The sequence below is a fragment of the Polynucleobacter sp. MG-28-Ekke-A2 genome, assembly GCF_035012985.1.
Lineage (GTDB): Bacteria > Pseudomonadota > Gammaproteobacteria > Burkholderiales > Burkholderiaceae > Polynucleobacter.
The window spans coordinates 1-928 of the sequence record NZ_JAYGQU010000055.1 but is presented as its reverse complement, the minus strand read 5'-3'; the positions used below and the strand labels follow the sequence as shown (position 1 = coordinate 928).

2 protein-coding genes and 1 pseudogene are annotated in these 928 nt (G+C 40.7%); 2 read left to right on the top strand and 1 reads right to left on the bottom strand.

What is annotated here, in order from left to right; translation table 11 throughout:
* Window positions 1–109, top strand: a 109-nt coding sequence (locus VC188_RS11890) for an IS3 family transposase (protein ID WP_323483827.1), incomplete at its 5' end; no start/stop codon positions are given.
* A gap of 19 nt (window positions 110–128) precedes the next feature.
* On the opposite strand, the pseudogene VC188_RS11885 reads toward VC188_RS11890, so the two are convergent.
* Window positions 129–308: pseudogene (locus VC188_RS11885) on the bottom strand (transposase); the annotation flags it as partial.
* Window positions 309–430: 122 nt separating this feature from the next.
* On the opposite strand from VC188_RS11885, the gene VC188_RS11880 reads away from it, so the two are divergent.
* Complete coding sequence (locus tag VC188_RS11880; protein WP_323484103.1) at window positions 431–826, top strand: hypothetical protein; 396 nt, start codon at window positions 431–433, stop codon at window positions 824–826.
* Window positions 827–928: the final 102 nt, after the last annotated feature.

Below are 928 nucleotides of genomic sequence, written 5' to 3'. Positions count from 1 at the left end.
TGATTACATCGAAATGTTTTACAACCCGGTTAGGCGCCATAGTTACAACAATGGACTTTCTCCGGTAAGATTTGAAGAGCAGTACCAAGCGAGGTTGGGAAGTGTCTAGGATATTGGTAGCGATTCAGTTCTAGCTCCTTAACGCGTTTCAGTTCAGAAGCTTCAAGGCCGCCATATTTGGAGCGCCACTTGTAGAAGGTGGCACCGCTAATGCCATGCGTGCGCAATATGTCTGCCATCGCAATACCGCCCTCGGCTTCTTTCAAAATCCCAACGATTTGGGTCTCTGTAAATCGTGACTTCTTCATATTGATTCTCCTGTTGTAAATACTGCCATAAACAACAGAAAACTCAACTTCTTAAATGTACGAATCTAAGGGGATACTACATTATAATTTAAATAATTATCAATCTTTAAAGAATCTTTAGAGTGGAAAATATAAACGCGCTTGATATTCTTGAAAAAGTTCAGGCTGTGCGCAAATGGGCTAAAGAAAATTTACCCATGTATGAATCTACCATCGCCAATGATTTAATCATTTTTTTAGCAATCGAATTTGTTGGGTGTAGACCTCTGACAGTAAAGCGTTTATTTGCTTCCCTGCCATATTCATATACCGCAATTCGCCAGCACTATAAGAAGCTATTTAAGGATGGCTGGGTTGAGCACATACCAGACGAAAAAGATGGGCGAATTAAATACATTAAGCCCAGTCAAAAATTCATAGAAACCATTGATTCTTATGTTGAAACATTACACCGAACTTTTACCCCCCCCCCCCCGCAATTGCCGGCAAGAAGGGTAATCCCCCCATTTTTAACTTAAGCTAAAAGTAGAAGCTGGTACTGCAAGTGCTAGTTTTTGCTTTGGTGTAATTCCACCTAAGCCCATGTTCGGTCTTTCATGATTGTATGTCCACATCCAATC